This window comes from Kitasatospora nipponensis, assembly GCF_039528135.1.
Classification (GTDB): domain Bacteria; phylum Actinomycetota; class Actinomycetes; order Streptomycetales; family Streptomycetaceae; genus Kitasatospora; species Kitasatospora nipponensis.
Map to the genome: position 1 here is coordinate 1 of NZ_BAAALF010000542.1, position 956 is coordinate 956.

At 71.4% G+C, this 956-nt stretch carries 1 protein-coding gene; it reads right to left on the reverse strand.

What is annotated here, in order from left to right:
- The coding region (locus ABD323_RS41765) for a low temperature requirement protein A (protein WP_344447300.1) at positions 1-477 on the reverse strand (477 nt) is incomplete at its 3' end.
- Between the last annotated feature and the right edge of the window lie 479 nt (positions 478-956).

Sequence of the window (956 nt, forward strand, 5' to 3'; positions counted from 1 at the left end):
GAAGGCACCGGTCAGGAACAGCGGCCCGCTCACCAGCAGGCTCACCGAGAACGGTTCGATCCGCAGCCCGCCGAAGGTCGGCCAGCGCCGCATCCGCTGCCACAGGATCAGCCGCATCAGCACGTAGCAGACCCCGAACAGCACGCCCCGGTCGCCGAGGGCGTCCGGCACCGCGACGCTCATCCCGAGACCGCAGGCCGCCAGCGCGAAGACCAGCAGCCGCCCGTGCACCCCGTCCAGGCTCTCGCCCGTCGCGTTGCCGAGCAGCGCCGCCCCGACCCAGCCCATCCAGAGCGGCAGGAACAGCATCACTGCCATCGCCACGTCCAACAGCGAGTGCGCGTGCGCCAGGGCCACCGCGATCTGGGTGATGGCGAAGACCCACACCAGGACGAAGAACAACTCCGCCCAGGTGACCCGCTGTTCGACGCGTTCCCCTTCCTTGGCCTGCGGTCTCTCGGCCACGTCCCCGGTCATCCCCGTCCCCCTTCACCACTCACCCGTACCGGCCCATCGTGCTGATCCCCGGGGCCCCGGGCAATGATCTGTCAGAAACCCGCCATCCACCGCCGGGGGGCAGCGAGTACGCTGACGCGTCGTTGTTGGAACGGGGGGAAGAGACCACATGGCCACGGTCACAGCGTCGTCGGGGTCGCCTGCGGCGTCCTGCTCCCGGTCGGCGCCGTCCGCACCACCGCGGGCCCGGGTGGCTGCCCCGCCGGGGAGACCTCGGCGGCCGTCGTGCACGCCCGCTCGGTCGCCGCGCGCTGAACCGTCTGCGGGCGCTGCTCGTGACGGGGTCACAGCAGTGCTGCAATCCCGCGCCGAAGCCATGATCAACCGACGGCCGGTCAGCTCGAACGGGTACCTTCGACTCGTGGCTGGCAACGGATACGACAACGGCGAGGGCGCCGTCGAACCCCGACGGGGGTGGGCAGCGGGGCCCGGTGGGCAGG